This window comes from Mesorhizobium sp. M0058 (assembly GCF_040323095.1).
In the GTDB taxonomy this organism is placed as follows: domain Bacteria; phylum Pseudomonadota; class Alphaproteobacteria; order Rhizobiales; family Rhizobiaceae; genus Mesorhizobium.
On the sequence record NZ_JAMYUQ010000012.1, the window covers coordinates 56,953 to 73,495 of the forward strand.

12 protein-coding genes are annotated in these 16,543 nt (G+C 63.9%); 5 read left to right on the forward strand and 7 right to left on the reverse strand.

The features are described from left to right. Window positions 1–18 precede the first annotated feature (18 nt). The 4 genes from NKJ75_RS21285 to NKJ75_RS21300 form a co-directional block, all read right to left on the reverse strand. Window positions 19–963, reverse strand: coding sequence for a 2-dehydro-3-deoxygalactonokinase (locus NKJ75_RS21285; RefSeq protein WP_031246042.1), 945 nt, complete (start codon window positions 961–963; stop codon window positions 19–21). A gap of 5 nt (window positions 964–968) precedes the next feature. Then, complete coding sequence (locus NKJ75_RS21290) at window positions 969–1,736, reverse strand: SDR family NAD(P)-dependent oxidoreductase (protein ID WP_023741333.1); 768 nt, start codon at window positions 1,734–1,736, stop codon at window positions 969–971. A gap of 169 nt (window positions 1,737–1,905) precedes the next feature. After that, complete coding sequence (locus NKJ75_RS21295) at window positions 1,906–3,255, reverse strand: putative bifunctional diguanylate cyclase/phosphodiesterase (RefSeq protein WP_023681311.1); 1,350 nt, start codon at window positions 3,253–3,255, stop codon at window positions 1,906–1,908. Window positions 3,256–3,355: 100 nt separating this feature from the next. Continuing rightward, on the reverse strand, window positions 3,356–5,155 hold the full coding sequence (locus NKJ75_RS21300; RefSeq protein WP_352500147.1) for a GtrA family protein: 1,800 nt from the start codon (window positions 5,153–5,155) through the stop codon (window positions 3,356–3,358). 124 nt (window positions 5,156–5,279) lie between these two features. Here NKJ75_RS21300 and NKJ75_RS21305 point away from each other — a divergent pair, with 124 nt between their 5' ends. The 3 genes from NKJ75_RS21305 to gshB all read left to right on the forward strand — a co-directional run bounded on the left by NKJ75_RS21305 (window position 5,280) and on the right by gshB (window position 7,751). After that, complete coding sequence (locus tag NKJ75_RS21305) at window positions 5,280–6,284, forward strand: glycosyltransferase (protein ID WP_023673183.1); 1,005 nt, start codon at window positions 5,280–5,282, stop codon at window positions 6,282–6,284. A gap of 4 nt (window positions 6,285–6,288) precedes the next feature. Continuing rightward, entirely contained in the window at window positions 6,289–6,663 is a 375-nt protein-coding gene (locus NKJ75_RS21310; protein ID WP_023703819.1) for a GtrA family protein, read from the forward strand. A gap of 134 nt (window positions 6,664–6,797) precedes the next feature. Continuing rightward, window positions 6,798–7,751, forward strand: coding sequence for a glutathione synthase (gene gshB / locus NKJ75_RS21315; protein WP_023673181.1), 954 nt, complete (start codon window positions 6,798–6,800; stop codon window positions 7,749–7,751). A gap of 92 nt (window positions 7,752–7,843) precedes the next feature. Here the strand turns inward: gshB and NKJ75_RS21320 are convergent, their stop codons facing one another. Then, complete coding sequence (locus tag NKJ75_RS21320) at window positions 7,844–8,917, reverse strand: glycosyltransferase family 2 protein (RefSeq protein ID WP_352500148.1); 1,074 nt, start codon at window positions 8,915–8,917, stop codon at window positions 7,844–7,846. 184 nt (window positions 8,918–9,101) lie between these two features. Here NKJ75_RS21320 and NKJ75_RS21325 point away from each other — a divergent pair, with 184 nt between their 5' ends. After that, window positions 9,102–10,166: a glycosyltransferase gene (locus tag NKJ75_RS21325; RefSeq protein WP_155923590.1), complete on the forward strand. Its 1,065-nt coding sequence runs from the start codon at window positions 9,102–9,104 to the stop codon at window positions 10,164–10,166. A 248-nt stretch (window positions 10,167–10,414) separates the two neighbouring features. Beyond that, window positions 10,415–11,947, forward strand: coding sequence for a YifB family Mg chelatase-like AAA ATPase (locus NKJ75_RS21330; RefSeq protein ID WP_023819274.1), 1,533 nt, complete (start codon window positions 10,415–10,417; stop codon window positions 11,945–11,947). Window positions 11,948–12,152: 205 nt separating this feature from the next. Here NKJ75_RS21330 and NKJ75_RS21335 read toward each other — a convergent pair whose 3' ends face one another. Both NKJ75_RS21335 and NKJ75_RS21340 read right to left on the reverse strand, forming a co-directional pair. After that, the gene (locus NKJ75_RS21335) at window positions 12,153–14,324 is read right to left on the reverse strand and encodes a malate synthase G (RefSeq protein ID WP_352500149.1); all 2,172 of its coding nucleotides are present in this window, start codon (window positions 14,322–14,324) and stop codon (window positions 12,153–12,155) included. A 123-nt stretch (window positions 14,325–14,447) separates the two neighbouring features. Continuing rightward, the gene (locus NKJ75_RS21340) at window positions 14,448–16,469 is read right to left on the reverse strand and encodes a hydantoinase/oxoprolinase N-terminal domain-containing protein (protein ID WP_023832234.1); all 2,022 of its coding nucleotides are present in this window, start codon (window positions 16,467–16,469) and stop codon (window positions 14,448–14,450) included. Window positions 16,470–16,543: the final 74 nt, after the last annotated feature.

The window sequence follows — 16,543 nt, forward strand, 5'->3', positions numbered from 1 at the left end:
TCACTCCACTCTGGTGAGTCATTTGGCGATCATGCCATTTTCCCGCGCTGCCTCGATAAGGCCGGCACGCACCGCCTCGTCGGCGTCGACTGTCCTGACGGCAAGCCCTGCAAGGTCGAGCGCCTGGCGGTAGAGGGCTGCTAGCGACCCCGAGGCGACCAGCACGATTGCGGTGGTGCTTTCGCCATAGCGGCGGCCCGCCGAGGCGATCTCGCCGCCGATCAGCAGGCCGGACAGGCAAGCGGCGGCATCGTCGGCCTTGAGGTCCTGCAGCAGGCCGGCGGCGCGGATCGAGAACAGCCGCGAGGTGACATCGCCGCCCTCGGCCAAAGCCTTGCGGCACCATTCCTGGAAGAACGGATTGTCCGGAATGACCGGCTTCGGGCTCTCGCCCAGCGAATGGCGCAGGATCGAGTGAGTGGCCAGCACCGAAAACAGCTCGCCGGTCGGCCAGGTGCAGAAGCCGTCGACCGCGCCGTCTTCGACCAGAACCCATTTCGAATGGGTGCCGGGCATGCAGACGAGATGGCGACCTTTTGCCGGCAAACCGGCGCCGGCAAGCTGGGTTTCCTCGCCGCGCATTACGTCCGGCGCATCTTCCAGGCGCTGCGCCAGGCCAGGCACGATGCGGATGTCGCGGCGCTGGCCGGGAATGCGGGCGGCCCCCGCGAGGATGGCACTGAGCGGCGCCGGCACGGTGACGTAAGGCGCTTCCAGCCAACCCTGGCGCGAGCCGGCCATGCCGCAGATGATGACCGGCAGTGTGTCAGGTGCGCCGAGCGCCGCCAGATGGCCCTCGAGGATGGTCGAAAAGCCTTTTTGCTGCGCGGTGATCAACCCATCATCGCCGCGACGCTCGGCAAGCACCCCGCCCGCCTCGTCGACCAGCCAGACCCGCATGCGGGTCGTGCCCCAGTCGACGGTGGCGACTGCCGGCGTGCCTTTTGCCGGATTTTGATTCACCGGGCTCACAGGAAACCCCCGTCGACGATCAACATCTGCGCCGTCAGCATACGCGAGGCGTCGGAGGCCAGGAACAGCACCGTGCCGACGATGTCGTCGGGCTGCATGACCTGCTTGATGCATTGCTTGGCGACATGGGCGGCGAGCCTCTCCTCGGTGACCCAGAGTTCCCTTTGCCGGTCGGTGATCACCCAGCCCGGCGCAACGGCGTTGACGCGAATGCCGTCGACGCCGAGCTTGCCGGCCAGCCCCTTGGTGAGGCCCAGAATGCCGGCCTTGGCGGCGGTGTAGGCCGGCATATCAGGATGGTTGATCAGATAGGAGGTCGAGGTGAAGTTGATGATCGACCCGCCGCCGGCCCGCTTCATGCCCGGCGCCACCGCCTGTGCGGTGAAGAAATGCGGGCGCAGATTGACGGCGAGATTGTTGTCCCAGAACTCGACGGTAACGTCGGCGACGTCGTGGCGTTCGTCCCATGCGGCATTGTTGACCAGCACGGTGACGTCGCCATGCGCCTCAGCCGCTTTGGCGGCCGAAGCGCGCAACGCCTCGACGTCACGCAAATCGGTCTTGAGGTAGAGCGGTCGCCGGCCAAGTTCTTTTTCGACGCGGTCGGCAAGCAGCGTGCTTGGGCCATCGGCGATGTCGATGAAGGCGACATGGGCGCCTTGGCGAACGAAGCCCTCGGTCAGTGCCGCACCAATTCCGGAACCGCCGCCGGTGATCAGCACCGAGGCTCCCCTGAGGTCGGCAAAATCGGCCGATGGCATCATATCTTCATCTCCCGGTCCGGTCGGCGCGCATCCTATCCAGCCAAGTCCGGGGAGCAAGGGCGAAAACGGCGATTTGATTGGCTTATGTCAGACAAAAGGCCGCAAGATGGCGGCCACAGTCGATCTTGGCTCGCGCCGCTGACCTGCTCGACGCAGGCCAGACCGCCGGTCAGACTGCCTTGGCGTAGAGGGCGCCGCGGTAGGAATCGCGGAGGTAGCCGAGCGTGGCGTCGGCATCGACCGGTTTGCCGAAGAGATAGCCCTGTCCGCCGGCGCAGCCGAACTGGACGAGGCGGTCGGCCTGCGCCTCCTCCTCGATGCCTTCGGCGACGACATCCATGCCGAGCCCTTCGCACATGGCCAGAATGGCGCGGATGATGTGTTCCGACGGGCGGTCGTCGAGGATCGAGGAGACGAAGGCGCGGTCGATCTTGAGCTTGTCGAAATGGAATTCGCGCAAGCGGCCGAGCGAGGACTGGCCGGTGCCGAAATCGTCGAGCGAGACTCGGATGCCGACGCGACGCAGGTCCTCGACGATCTTCTCGGCCGAGGCCGGATCGTTCATCAGGCCGGTTTCGGTGATCTCGATCTCCAGCCGTCGCGGATCGAAGCCGGTGCGGTCGAGGATCGACAATATGTGCAGGCCGGTGTTCTGGTCGACGAGCTGCGAGGGCGACAGGTTGAAGGACAGGAACAGGTCCTTCGGCCAGCTGCGCGCCGCTTCGGTCGCCTTGCGCAGCACCAGCTGCGATAGCGGGCCGATGATGCCGCGCTCTTCGGCGATCGGGATGAACACGGTCGGCGGCACCACGCCGAGGTCGCGATCGGTCCAGCGCGCCAGCGTCTCGAAGCCGATGGTGCGGCGGGTGGTCAAATCGACGATGGGCTGGAAATGCGGTTCGACCTCACCGGCCGAGACGGCACGGCGCAGCGCCTGTTCGATGCGGGTGACGCGCTTGGCCGCCTCTTCCATTTCGCGGGTGTAGACGACGACGCGGCCACGGCCCGAACGCTTGGCGTGGTAGAGCGCCGTTTCGGCCTTGTTGACGAGGATTTCCGTGGTTTCGTCGCCGGAATAAAACAGCGAGCAGCCGACCGAGGCCGAAAGCCTGGCGGTGCGTTCGCCGACATCGTAGGGCGCCGACAGGATTTCGATCATCATGCGCGACTTCTCGGCCGCCGCCTCCTCCGAGAACACCATCGGGTAGAGGAAGGCGAATTCGTCGGCACCGATGCGGCAGACGGTGGAGTGGCTGTCCATCGAGGCGCGCAGCCGCATCGCCACCTGGATCAATATGTCGTCGCCGGCCTTGTGGCCGAACAGATCGTTGATCGGCTTGAAGCCGTCGAGGTCGAGAATGCCGACCGTGAACGGCGCGGGATCGTCTGCACGGTCGCTGATCAGGCGATCGACCTTGTCGAAGAAGCGGCGATGGTTGCCAAGCCCGGTCAGCGCATCGGTGAACGCCAGATCCGAGTTTTCCCTGCTTGCCTGCCCGGTGCCAAACGTCGTTTGCATCGGTATCCCTGTTTGTGACGCCCGAAATTTAGGCTGAGACTGGCAGCAAAGCGTTTAGGAAGCGTATCGCGAAATCGATTTTTCGCTGGCGAATGATGCTTTAGCGGACGCGGTAGAGTTCGACCGGGGTTCCGCGCGTTTCGGCCACCGGTTCGAGCCAATCGGGGACGCTTCCCTGCATCAGCCCGGCCAGGAAGCCTTGCGGCGCCTTGGCGGCGAGCACCTTGCTTTCGGCGCTGCCGCGGCACAGCGCCACCAGGCCGACGTGATGAGCCGCTGCGATCGTCCCCGCCTGGTCCGCCGATCCGAGGAAGGCATCGAGCGCAAGCAGATCGCCGGCGATGTTGCGATGATAGGGGCCGGCAAAGACGCGGTGCCCGGAATATGCAAGGATGGGCGAGCCGAGATTGGAAATGGCAAGCACCGTGGTGTCCGGCAGCCGGGCCAACGCCGCGAAGGAGGCCTTGCGCTCGCAGGACGGATCGCTGTCGGTGTCCTGTGCCTCGACCGAGACCTTGCTGGCCTCGAATACGTTCGACGTCGCGGCGGCAGCGCCGGCCCAGACGGCATTCACCGACACCAGCCAGACCGCCGCCATGCGCAGCGATACGCTGCGCGCAGGGCTGATCCTCGCCCGTTCGCGCCAGCTTGCGATCCAGGCCGACAGCGGGATGACGGCAAAGGCGATCGAGAATGTCGAGCCGCGGACCTGCCAGGCGCTGACGATGAAGGCGCCGACCAGCAAGGCGCCGACGAGGATGTCCTGGCGGCGCCATGGTCCGCGCAGGCGAAGCGCCATCAGCGCGATCGCCACCAGCGGCGTGACATAGCGCGCCGCCAGCGACGCCGGCTCATTGACGGCAATACTGAACAGCGACTGCGCCTCGTCGATGTGATCGAGCCACAATTCCTTGAGGCGCGGATCGAGGTTTGCGTAGGGAGCCGCAAGGCATTGCGGAAACAGCGCCACGATGACGGCGCCCAGCCCAAGCGCGAGCAGGCTAAGCGAGATCAGGCGGCGGCTGGCCGTGCCATTGGACACCGTGAGCGACGTCACGGCGGCAAGCCCCAGTCCGGCGATTGCCGCCACCACGAACTGCACAGCCGAGAAGGCATCGCACTGCGGCTGGCCCATGGCCGATGGCGGGATGGTGGTGACGAAGACGAGGGCTGAAACCCCGGCAAAGCCGAGACCGAAATCCCTGGCGATCCGGCGTTCGCCGCCGGGATCGACGACGAACAGCAAAGCGATGCAGGCGCCGATGGTGGCGACATAGGGCGCGGTTTCCATGCCGACGGCCAGCGTCAGGGCCGCGCACAGGCCGGAAGTCAGGGCCGCCCAGCGACGCGTCGGCGCCTCGAGCAGCAGGCTGAGGCTGGCCATGGTCAGCGTCAGCTGGACATTGTGATGATCGAGCGCACCCGGCAAGAAAATGCCGATGAAATGCAGCGCCGCCGCGCCGATGACCATAGCGGGCAGCACGGCGCCGACGCCGGCGAAGCTGCGTGCCGCACGGGCTGTAAAAAACACCGCCAGGCAAAACAGCAGCGACGGCCACAGCACCTGTGCGATCACTTCGGCCATGGCCATGCTGCCGGTCAGCGCCGAGGCGGCGAGGATGATGGCGGCGAGCGGTGCGTCGACCAGCCGCGACCAGTGCATGACGAAACCGCCTTCCGGCCCCATCCTGTACTGATGCAGGTCGAACCAGCCCTGGCCGGCCAGCATGTCGCGAACCTCGACCAGCCGCAGCAGGCTGTCATTGTCGCCGCCGGCATTGCTCAATTCGCGAAATCCCGTGGCGGCATTGACGGCCAGCACCACCAGCATGGCAAGCAGCGCCAGCGTCATATCGGACTTCCAGGAGGAAGCACCCGCCTTGGCTGCGTTCATCATCATGACCTTCGTCGGAAAGACTGCGGCCTTAAACCTAGCCTTAACAGCTTCAATAAATAGTAAAGTCGCCTGAGCGAGTCCGCATATGAGCGCGGCCGGAGGCTCCGCCGGGTGTCGGGAGACGGAAATGCCGCACGAAGTCCGCCACGAGCCGGCCATTGCCGTGCTCCTGCCTTGCTACAATGAGGAACTGACCATCGCCGAGGTGGTGCGGCGCTTTCGCGAGACGCTGCCATCGGCCGACATCTATGTCTATGACAACAATTCCAGGGATTTGACCGCGCTCAAGGCGCGCGCAGCGGGCGCCATCGTCGTCCGCGAGCCGCGCCAGGGCAAGGGCAATGTCGTGCGGCGCATGTTCGCCGACATCGATGCGGACATCTATCTGATGGCCGATGGCGACGGCACCTATGCGCCGGAAGATGCCTCGCTGCTGATCAACATCCTGCAGACCGAGCGCTGCGACATGGTGGTGGGCACCAGGCGCGGCGTCACCGACGATGCCGGCCGTTCCGGCCATGCCTTCGGCAACCGCATCTTCAATAGCCTCTACAAGCGGCTGTTCGGCGCCGACTTCACCGACATCTTCTCCGGCTACCGCGTCTTCTCGAGGCGCTTCGTCAAGAGCTTTCCCGCCGTTTCCGGCGGCTTCGAGATCGAGACCGAAATGTCGGTGCATGCCTCGCAGCTGAAACTGCCGGTGAGCGAGATCGCGCTCGATTATGGCCGCCGGCCTGAGGGATCGTCGTCGAAGCTGTCGACCTATCGCGACGGCGCCAGGATCCTGTGGATGTTCGCCATGCTGATGAAGGAGACGCAGCCGCTGCGCTTCTTCGGCGCCTTCGCGATTTTCTTCCTGGCATCGAGCCTTACCCTGATGACGCCGGTGCTGATCGAATTCGCCCAGACCGGCCTCGTGCCGCGCATGCCGACCTGGGTGCTGTCGGTCGGCCTGCTGCTCTTGTCGATGCTTGCGATGGTGACCGGACTGATCCTCGATTCGGTATCGCGCGGACGCGCCGAGCAGAAGCGCATTTTCTATCTCTCCGTCCCGTCGGGCCGGGTCGAACGGCGCGAACGCACGAGCGAAACAGCGAAGGCCGAACCGGGCAAGACGCCCCGGGCCGCCTGAGGCCGTGAGCCGGCTCGCCCGCTTCGTCCTGGCCGGCGGCGTTGGTTTCGTCGCCGATGCCGCGGCGCTCTGGCTGTTCTTGGCGGTGACGCCGCTCGGTCCCTTCGTCGCCCGTGTCCTGTCGATCGGCTTTGCGCTGTGCGTCACCTGGCAGATCAACCGGCACCTGACCTTTTCGCCGTCGAGCCGCGGCGTGGCGCAGGAGGGCGCGCGCTATGGCGGCGTCGGCATCGCCACCAGCATTGTCAACTATCTCGTCTACTGCGCCATCCTGTTCGCGCTGCCGGCAATGCCGCCGCTGGCGGCACTTGCCGTCGCCTCGCCGGTCGCCATGGCGCTGTCCTTCCTCGGTTACTCCCGGCTGGTCTTCGACCGGTAAAGGTCTGGGCCAAGCAAGCGCGATTGGCAGAAGCCGCCAAGTTCCGTATATCGGCGACTTGCCTTGCCGCAATTCCGGACGGAAAACCACTACGCACTTTTCCTGGACTTGCTCGACCCGCTGGAGACCAGAAGATGACCCTGAAGATCGCCGTCCAGATGGACCATGTCTCCACCGTCTCGATCGCCGGCGACACGTCCTTTGCGCTGTCGCTGGAGGCGCAGCGGCGCGGCCACCAATTGTTCCACTACACGCCCGACCGGCTGTCGATGCTGGGCGGCAAGGTGTTTGCCCGCATCGAAGAGATGAAGCTCCGCGACGAGAAGGGCAATCATTATACGCTGGGCGACAAGGTGCGCACCGACCTGTCGGAGATGGATGTGATCCTGCTGCGCCAGGATCCGCCCTTCGACATGAATTACATCACCACCACGCATATTCTGGAGCGCATTCACCCGAAGACATTGGTCGTCAACGACCCGGCCTGGGTGCGCAACAGCCCGGAAAAGATCTTCGTCACCGAATTCCCCGATCTGATGCCCGAAACGCTGATCACCAAGGATCCCCAGGAGGTCGCGGCCTTCCGCAAGGAATTCGGCGACATCATCGTCAAGCCGCTCTATGGCAATGGCGGCGCCGGCATCTTCCATCTCAAGGAAGACGATCGCAACCTCGCCTCACTGCTCGAAATGTTCGCCCAGCTGTCACGCGAGCCGTATATCGTCCAGCGCTATCTGAAGGATGTGCGCAAGGGCGACAAGCGCATCATCCTGATCGACGGCGAGGCGGTCGGCGCCATCAACCGCGTGCCGGCCGACCACGATTCTCGCTCCAACATGCATGTCGGCGGCCGCGCCGAAAAGACTGAGCTGACGGAGCGCGAACGCGAGATTTGCGCCCGCATCGGCCCGTCGCTGAAAGAGCGCGGCTTCATCCTGGTCGGCATCGACGTGATCGGCGACTACATGACGGAGATCAACGTGACCTCGCCAACCGGCGTGCGCGAAGTGCAACGCTTTGGCGGCGCGGATATCGCCAGCCTGTTCTGGGACGCGGTAGAGGCGAAGCGGCGGAATTTGGCCGCGTAGTGTGCGTTGCTACGGAGGACTTTGGTGGGTCCAGAGAAGCATCGAAAGATGCTCTTTATCGGGTAAGACTGCCGAGCAAGCGGCTCATCAAATCAAACTATGTCCCGGAAGCGCCGAGGCCTCAGTTTCGGAGGAAGGAGACCGATAAGTCTGGTCTGCAATTTTCGCTGTGGTGTTGCCCAGTCTTTCAGCAGAAAACCCGCATCGGAGTTCTTTTCCAGCAATGCAAAAGCCGCAGACAGTCCGATCAGGTCGACCAAGGTCCTGCGCATTGAGTGGCGGGAGATTAAATGCGCCAGTCCCGGCGCCACTTCGCACCAACGATTGGCCAGTGCCCGCCGTATCGCTATTTCAGTATCAGGCGACATCCTGCCGAGGTCAACTCCGGTACCCAGGATGCGCCCGTCCGCCCAGCCATTGCCGCCGTGAAGCCGATAACTGCCAAGAGCCCGCCCAATCCTCACGGTTCCGCCGATCATATGGGCGGCACGAGCCATATAACCATCGGCACATATCTTTATTTCGTCCGGATCGGATGGACGCATGATTTCAAGCGGAGCTCGACGAAACATCATCCCCGATGTGGTTGACCAAAACCAACCCACGGTACCCCGATCAATAAATAATAATGTCGGGTCAGCTTCGGTGTCGACATGCAGGTAGCCGCTCATTTTCGGCATCGATCGCGGGTCGTTCAGGTGGAATACGGGATGACCGCCCGCAAGCAGGTTGCCGGCCGTATCTATCACCACCTCATCGGAGCTCGACATTGCCGCGATACGGGTTTGGCTGAGATGCGCTCTCACATGGCATTCTATGAAGTCAGGATGCCAAGCATCGTCACCGTCAAGAAAGGAGATCAGGGGCCCGGCTGTCGCGTCAAGCCCGGTCATCATTGCTGTCAACTGCCCGCCATTTTGCAGTCGGGGCAGAAAGCGGAAACGACTGTCGCCAAGCTGGGACAGACACTCTTCAATCCTTCGGCGGGAACCGTCGGTCGAAAAATCATCGACCACCACGCATTCGAACGCAGTGTATGTCTGCGCCGCTACGGATCGGATCGCAGTGTCGATGAATGCCTCTTGATTGAAACAGCCTACGCAAACGGATACGGTTGGTAGCGCGATGTGAGAACCAGCTCCGCTTGGGACGATGTTTTCTTTCAAGAGGCGCTTCTCCGTACACCAGATTTGATCGCCTGAGATATTCCGTCGATCAACTGGCGGTGTTTCTTTGCCAAATTTCTCTCTATCGAAGCGAGTTTTTCTCCGCACTCAAGATCGCAATTGCCGCATGTTGACCCTACAGCACGGGTATCGCCCTCCTACCAAATTCGAGATTGTCAGAGCCATGCTGCGTCATGGCCACAACCTCAGAAAAGGGCACCCTTCCGCGAAGTCGCAACCTGCTCTTCAGGCCAGTTTGCTGTCGGACGATCCGTTCATATCCTATTCGGGAATGTCCGGTACGCCGCTCGGATTAGCAAGTCATATGCCTTTCCGTCCACGCAGCCACCGCGCCTGGTTTCTCATCTCGCCAACCTGGTCCATCGAAAACAGTGCTAGCGTCAAAACCATCCGGACCTATGCCGTTCTGCATAGACTCAAGAACCCCCGTCACTCGCTAATCTTCCTTTCCAACACTCAGCCAGAGGCTGATCTGTTGAACCAGTCCGGCGAGGCCGCCGTCCTGCACAACAAGACGTCAACAACCTCCGAACACATATTCAGGCCTCTCGATGACGTCCCTGTAGAATTTGATGCAATCTACAATGCGCAGCTGGCTCCGTGGAAGCGCCATGACTTGTCGCTTGGCATCCAGCGTTGCGCATTTGTCTTCTATCGAGATTCAAGCGGATCCTCCACGACGGAGTCGGAAAGAGCGCGAATAAATCGGCATAGGGAGCTCGCGCCGCATCACGTCTTTATCAACGAGTTTGACGGCACCGGCAAGCCTGTCCGATTGGCACCGGCTCAGGTGAACACGCATCTAAATCGTGCAGCCGTGGGAATCTGTCTCTCTCACCTGGAAGGACCAATGTTCGCAAGCACGGAATATCTTCTCGCGGGGCTTCCAGTGGTCACGACGCCGAACCATGGCGGCCGAGACCTTTATCTGGATGACGACTATTCGCTTACAGTTCCACCCGATCCTCGATCCATCGCGGAGGCTGTCTTAGCGCTGAAGGAGCGACGAATTCCCCGGGATTACATTCGTTCGCAAACTTTGAAACGAATCGAACGAGACCGCGGGCGGTTCATAGACCTTGTAAACGAGATTTTTCTGGAGAGCGGCTCTTCGCGCCGGATCGCCCTGCCTTGGCCTTTCAGATATCCTGTCATGGAGTGGCTTCCACCGCAGGTCGCGATCGATCGATCGCTTTCAGGTTCGGTCGATGCCTTCATCACCGTTTAGAAGCAACACCCTCAGATTGCCGAAGGGCCTAGTCGCCTTGTTAACGCGGTCGAGGAGGCGGAGCAGCCGTTCCATTTTGCTCAACCATCTTCCGTTTTTGCAACCGGCACAGCGCGCTGCAACCACCACGAATGCATGTTCCTGTAATGTTCTTGTCTTGGCCTGAAATCTATGGTTGTCTTGTCCTGACGTCGCTCGCGGTCTGAACCACAAGGCCGAGGCGAGCCGATATCCGGGGGCAGAGCAAGATGGTGGCGCGGGTTCGCACGGTTGCTTTCCAGGGCATCGAGGCCGTACCGGTCGATGTCCAGGTGATGATCGCGCCGGGCAAGGTCGGCATGCAGATCGTCGGGCTGGCCGACAAGGCGGTGGCCGAAAGCCGCGAGCGCGTGCAGGCGGCACTGCATGCGTCGGGGCTGTCGATGCCGTCGAAGAAGGTGACGGTCAACCTCGCTCCGGCCGATCTGCCCAAGGAAGGCAGCCATTACGATCTGCCGATCGCGCTCGGCCTGATGGCCGCCCTTGGCGCCATTCCGGGCGACATGCTGGCCTCCTATGTCGTGCTCGGAGAATTGTCGCTCGACGGCACCATTGCCACGGTCGCCGGTGCGCTGCCGGCGGCGATCGGCGCCAATGCCGAGGGAAAAGGCCTGATCTGCCCGTTCGGCTGCGGGCCGGAAGCGGCCTGGGCGGGCAAGGATTTCGACATATTGGCGCCGCGCAGCCTGATTGCCATCGCCAATCATTTTCGCGGCACGCAGGTGCTGTCGCGGCCCGAGCCCGGCATCCATGTCTCGGCCCGCGACCTGCCCGACCTTTCAGACATCAAGGGCCAGGAAAGCGCCAAGCGGGCGCTGGAAGTGGCGGCGGCCGGCGGCCACAATCTGTTGATGGTCGGGCCTCCCGGCTCGGGAAAATCGATGCTGGCGCAGAGGCTGCCTTCAATTCTGCCGCCACTGGCGCCCAAGGAACTTCTTGAAGTCTCGATGATCGCCTCGGTGGCCGGCGAGCTCGGCGAAGGCAAGCTCACCGACCGGCGGCCGTTCCGCGCCCCGCACCATTCGGCTTCGATGGCGGCAATGGTCGGCGGCGGCATCAGGGCGCGGCCGGGCGAAGTATCGCTTGCCCATAACGGCGTCCTGTTCCTCGACGAGTTTCCCGAATTCACGCCGCAGACCTTGGATGCGCTGCGCCAGCCACTGGAGACCGGCGACTGCATGATCGCGCGCGCCAACCACCGCGTCACCTATCCAGCGCGCATCCAGCTGGTGGCGGCGATGAACCCGTGCCGTTGCGGCATGGCCGGCGAGCCCGGCTATCGCTGCCTGCGCGGTGAGCGCTGCCGCACCGACTACCAGGCGCGCATTTCCGGCCCGCTGCTCGACCGCATCGATCTCAGGATCGAGGTACCGGCGGTCTCGGCCGCCGACCTGATCCGGCCCGACCGAGCGGAGAAAAGTGCCGCCGTTGCCCAGCGCGTGGCGCGCGCCCGCACCATCCAGCGCGAACGTTTCGAGCGGCTGGGCGTGACCAGCGCCACCACCAACGCCCATTGCTCGCCTTCTGTTATCGAGGACATCGCGATGCCGGATGCCGCCGGCCTGTCGCTGCTGAAAGACGCCAGCGAGAAACTCGGCTTTTCCGCGCGCGCCTATCACCGCGTGCTCAAAGTGGCGCGCACACTGGCTGACCTCGACGCCAGCGAAACCGTCGGCCGAATTCACCTGGCCGAGGCGATTTCCTACCGCATGATGTCGGAGCGGGTAGCGCAGGCGGCGTAACGCTCCTCCTTGAGGGGAAGGTGGCCCCGAAGCGGCAGGGTGGGGGTCGCCGAAGAATGGTCGATCTTTTTGGAGCCGAGCCGAGAAGGGGCCTCTGCAATGACATTGCTTGTAGTGTCGTCCGAAGGGAGTCGCCGCACTTCACGCAGGACCCCACCCGGCCCTTCGGGCCACCCTCCCCTCGAGGGGGAGGGAAACGCAGGCGCTAATTCGCCCGCTCTTTCGCCTTCAGCTCCAGCCTCCGCGCGTGCAGCACCGGCTCCGTATAGCCGTTCGGCTGTTCGCGGCCTCTAAACACCAGGTCGCAGGCGGCCTGGAAGGCTATGGAATTGTCGAAATCGGCGGCCATCGGGCGGTAGAGCGGGTCGCCGACATTTTGGAGGTCGACGATCGCTGCCATGCGCCGCAGCGAATCCATCACCTGGATCTGCGAGCACACCTTGTGGTGCAGCCAGTTGGCGATGTGCTGCGAGGAGATGCGCAGCGTGGCGCGGTCTTCCATCAGGCCGACATCGTTGATGTCGGGCACTTTCGAGCAGCCGACGCCCTGGTCGATCCAGCGCACGACATAGCCCAGAATGCCTTGCGCATTGTTGTCGAGCTCGCGCTGGATCTCGTCGGGGGTCCAGTTCGGCCGCACCGCCACCGGCACCGACAATATATCATCGAGCTTCGCCTTCGGCCGGCTCTTCAGCGCCGCTTGGACGGCGTGGACATCGACCTTGTGATAGTGCGTGGCGTGCAGCGTCGCCGCTGTCGTCGACGGCACCCAGGCGGTGTTGGCGCCGGCCTTGGGATGCGCGATCTTCTGTTCCAGCATCGCCGCCATCAGATCCGGCATCGCCCACATGCCCTTGCCGATCTGGGCATGACCGGCGAGCCCGCATTCGAGCCCGATGTCGACATTCCACGCCTCATAGGCGGAGATCCAGGCGGCCTGCTTCATGTCGCCCTTGCGGATCATCGGCCCGGCTTCCATCGAGGTGTGGATCTCGTCGCCGGTGCGGTCGAGGAAGCCGGTGTTGATGAACACGACGCGCTCCTTCGCCGCGCGGATCGCCTCCTTGAGGTTGACGGTGGTGCGCCGCTCCTCGTCCATGATGCCCATCTTGATGGTGTTTGCCGCCATACCGAGCAGCGCTTCGACGCGGTCGAAAATCTCGACTGCGAAGGCGACTTCCTCCGGCCCATGCATCTTCGGCTTCACCACATACATTGAGCCCGCGCGGGAATTCATCCGACGCCCGTTGGCGCCGACATCGTGCAGCGCGATCAGCGCCGTCATCGCCGCATCCAAGATGCCTTCCGGCACCTCGTTGCCATCGCGGTCGAGGATGGCCGGATTGGTCATGAGGTGACCGACGTTTCGCACCAGCATCAGCGAGCGGCCAGGCAAGCTCAGCGCGCCACCACTGGGCGCGGTCCAGGCGCGGTCCGGATTGAGCTTGCGCGTGAAGGTTTTGCCGCCCTTGCTGATTTCCTCCGCCAGATCGCCCTTCATCAGGCCGAGCCAGTTGCGGTAGACGATGACCTTGTCCTCGGCATCCACCGCCGCGACCGAATCCTCGCAGTCCTGGATGGTGGTCAGCGCCGATTCCAGGATCACGTCGGCAATGCCGGCCGGGTCGGTGCGGCCGATCTGGTTGGTGCGGTCGATGAGGATCTCGATGTGCAGGCCGTTCTGGACCAGCAGGATGGCTTCCGGGTTGGCACCGTCGCCGCGATAGCCGGCAAATTGTTTCGGGTTGGCCAGCGTGGTGCCGCCGGCGCCAGCGCCGAGCCGCAAGGTGCCACCCGAAACCGTCAGCCCGTTCACGCCGGCCCATTTGCCCGAGGTGAGCGGCACGGACTCGTCCAGAAAACTCTTCGCCCAGGCAACCACCTTGGCGCCGCGCACGGGGTTGAAGCTTTTGCCCTTCTCGGCGCCACCGGTCTCGGCAATGGCGTCGGTTCCGTAGAGCGCATCGTAGAGCGAGCCCCAGCGAGCATTGGCGGCGTTGATCGCATAACGCGCATTCATCACCGGCACCACCAGCTGCGGCCCGGCAACGCTGGCGATCTCGGGGTCGACATTGTCGGTCGTCACGGAGAAGGCCGGCCCTTCGGGCACGAGATAGCCGATCTCACGCAAGAAGCTTTTGTAGGCCTCCATATCGATGGGCGCGCCATTGGCGCGGTGCCAGGCGTCGATCTGTTCCTGCATGGCGTCGCGTTTGGCCAACAACGCCCGGTTCTTCGGCGCGAGATCATGGACGATAGCCGAAAAGCCGTTCCAGAAGGCGTCGGCGGCAATGCCGGTACCCGGCAGCGCTTCGCCGACAAAGTCATGCAGTTCGCGGGCAATCCGCAATCCGGCGATCTCGACGCGATCGGTCATCAGGGCTTCTCCAGATGAAAGGCTTTGCGGCCTTTGGCATGTCAGGGGTGAAGGGTCAATTCAGCTTAGGGTGAAGGCGGGGAATTTGAAGCTGCTGATCTCCCCCCTCGTGGGGAGATTACCCTAAACCGCGATCCTCGGCCGACCCGATGCAACCGCCACCACATGCGCTTCGATAAACATCCGTTGGGCCTCAACCGTAGACACCTTGAACTCGGTCGAAACGTCGATCTCGGCATTATCCGTGCCGGCATCCTTCGCGCGCGCGGCTACGATCGCCCGCACATCAGCCTCCGCTGCCGCGATCGCCTTGGCCTCGTCGGTGAAGTCGCGCACCGTTTGCCCCGACGCGACCCGGAACAAACCTTCCTTGGGCTGGCTGACGCGGGCTTCGGCCGAGACGCGGACCTGGCCGACGACGGCGCCGAGCGCGTTGGCGACGTCGGTATCCTCCGGCACCACGCACTCATTACCGACCAGCTCGGCCAAGCCGGCATAGTGCAGCGGCGCCGAGGCGCCGAGGCCAATGACCGGACGATCGAGCGCGACGCTGAGCCTTGCGATGCCGGGATGGGAATCGACGGCGCGCTGCACCAGCGCGTGCGCGACGGTGGCGGCGCCATCCAGCCCATCCTCGGCAAAGGCTGTCTCCAGAATGTATTCGGCCGACCAGCGCGTGAGCGTCAGCAGCACCCGTTCGGAAATCACCTCTGGAGACGGCGCGATGTTCTGGCCTCGCCCATCACGCTTGCGGGCAAACAGTTCGGCGCCGAGCCGGGCCGCAAGCGGGTCCCAGTTGGCCTGCTTGCCGAGCACATGGGCGGCGTCCGAGGGGGTGAAGCCCGAGATATGCACAAGACCGCGCGAGACCAGCCGGTTCAGCGTGGCGTTCTGGGCGTTCGAGGTGAGCAGCCTGTCGATGGCGAGCGGCACGGCACCAATCAGTTCATACAGTTTCGCCTCGGGCGCGGTCAGGCCGGCGGCGAGCCTGTCCGGCACGCCGGTGCGCAACGCAAAGCGGCTGTCCATGCGGCCGGGGTTGGGCGCCCTGAGCTGGCGCTCGAGCTCCGATGTCACTGAAGCACCATGCATCATGCCGGCCAGCGCCAGCGGCACCAGGCGGCGCGGCCCGAGCAGGATTTTCGGGTTGAGCGCGCCATCTTCCAGCGCCACTTCGGAATCGCCGCCGAGGCCGAAGGTGCGCATGGCGACCGCCTCGACCATGGTGCGGAAGCCGCCGACAGTGGCGCCTTCGGGATCGAGCCGAGGACGGCCGCCGTCGAGCACGGCGACATCGGTGGTGGTGCCGCCAATGTCGGACACCATGGCGTTGTCCAGGCCCGTCATGTGGCGGGCGCCGACCAGGCTGGCGGCCGGGCCGGAGAGGATGGTCTCGATCGGCCGCTGGCGGGCAAACGCCGCCGAAACCAGCGCGCCATCGCCGCGCACCACCATCAGGGGCGCTGCGATGTTGCGGGCTTCCAAAAATCCTTCGGTTGCCGCCACCAGCCGGTCGATCATCGAGATCAGCCTGGCGTTGAGCAAGGTGGTGAGCGCGCGACGCGGACCGCCGAGCTTGGCCGACAATTCATGGCTGGCGGTCACCGGCAGGCCGGTCTTTTCGCGGATGAGGTCGCGCGCGGCGAGTTCATGCGCCGGGTTGCGGGTGGCGAAATAGGCGCAGACGGCAAAGCCCGACACCGAGGCGCCGAGTTCAGGGAGTGCTGCTTCCAGCCCCGACAGATCGAGCTTGGCCGCATTGCCGTGCACGTCATGGCCGCCCGGACAAAACACCACCGGATCGGTGCCGAGCGCCGTCTTCAGCCCGTCGCGCGCAAGGTCGGCCCCGGTAAAGCCGATCATGATGAGCGCCACACGCCCACCCTGGCCCTCGACCAGCGCATTGGTGGCGAGCGTCGTCGACATCGACACGAGTTTGATAGCGGCCGGATCGGTGGCGGATTTTCCCAGCACCGCATCGACCGCGCCGGAAATGCCGACAGCAAGATCGTGCCGCGTGGTCAGCGCCTTGGCCTTGGCCAGCACCTTGCCTTTTGGCCCGCCTTGTTCCGACCACAGCACGGCATCGGTATAGGTGCCACCGGTGTCGATACCGAGAAACAGGGGTTTTGGCTTGGCGGTCATGTCTGGCGGTCCGGGATTCTGCTCCCCCGCCCTTAGCCGATACGGCCCAGCTGATAAAGGCGGGAGAGGTGGGC

What these genes read in the sequence shown, in the direction of transcription:
- NKJ75_RS21330 (WP_023819274.1), top strand. Translation starts at nt 10,415, where the DNA reads ATGGTGGCGCGGGTTCGCACGGTTGCTTTCCAGGGCATCGAGGCCGTA.
- NKJ75_RS21300 (WP_352500147.1), bottom strand. Translation starts at nt 5,155, where the DNA reads ATGATGATGAACGCAGCCAAGGCGGGTGCTTCCTCCTGGAAGTCCGAT.
- NKJ75_RS21335 (WP_352500149.1), bottom strand. Translation starts at nt 14,324, where the DNA reads ATGACCGATCGCGTCGAGATCGCCGGATTGCGGATTGCCCGCGAACTG.
- gshB (WP_023673181.1), top strand. Translation starts at nt 6,798, where the DNA reads ATGACCCTGAAGATCGCCGTCCAGATGGACCATGTCTCCACCGTCTCG.
- NKJ75_RS21305 (WP_023673183.1), top strand. Translation starts at nt 5,280, where the DNA reads ATGCCGCACGAAGTCCGCCACGAGCCGGCCATTGCCGTGCTCCTGCCT.
- NKJ75_RS21290 (WP_023741333.1), bottom strand. Translation starts at nt 1,736, where the DNA reads ATGATGCCATCGGCCGATTTTGCCGACCTCAGGGGAGCCTCGGTGCTG.
- NKJ75_RS21340 (WP_023832234.1), bottom strand. Translation starts at nt 16,469, where the DNA reads ATGACCGCCAAGCCAAAACCCCTGTTTCTCGGTATCGACACCGGTGGC.
- NKJ75_RS21325 (WP_155923590.1), top strand. Translation starts at nt 9,102, where the DNA reads ATGCTGCGTCATGGCCACAACCTCAGAAAAGGGCACCCTTCCGCGAAG.
- NKJ75_RS21295 (WP_023681311.1), bottom strand. Translation starts at nt 3,255, where the DNA reads ATGCAAACGACGTTTGGCACCGGGCAGGCAAGCAGGGAAAACTCGGAT.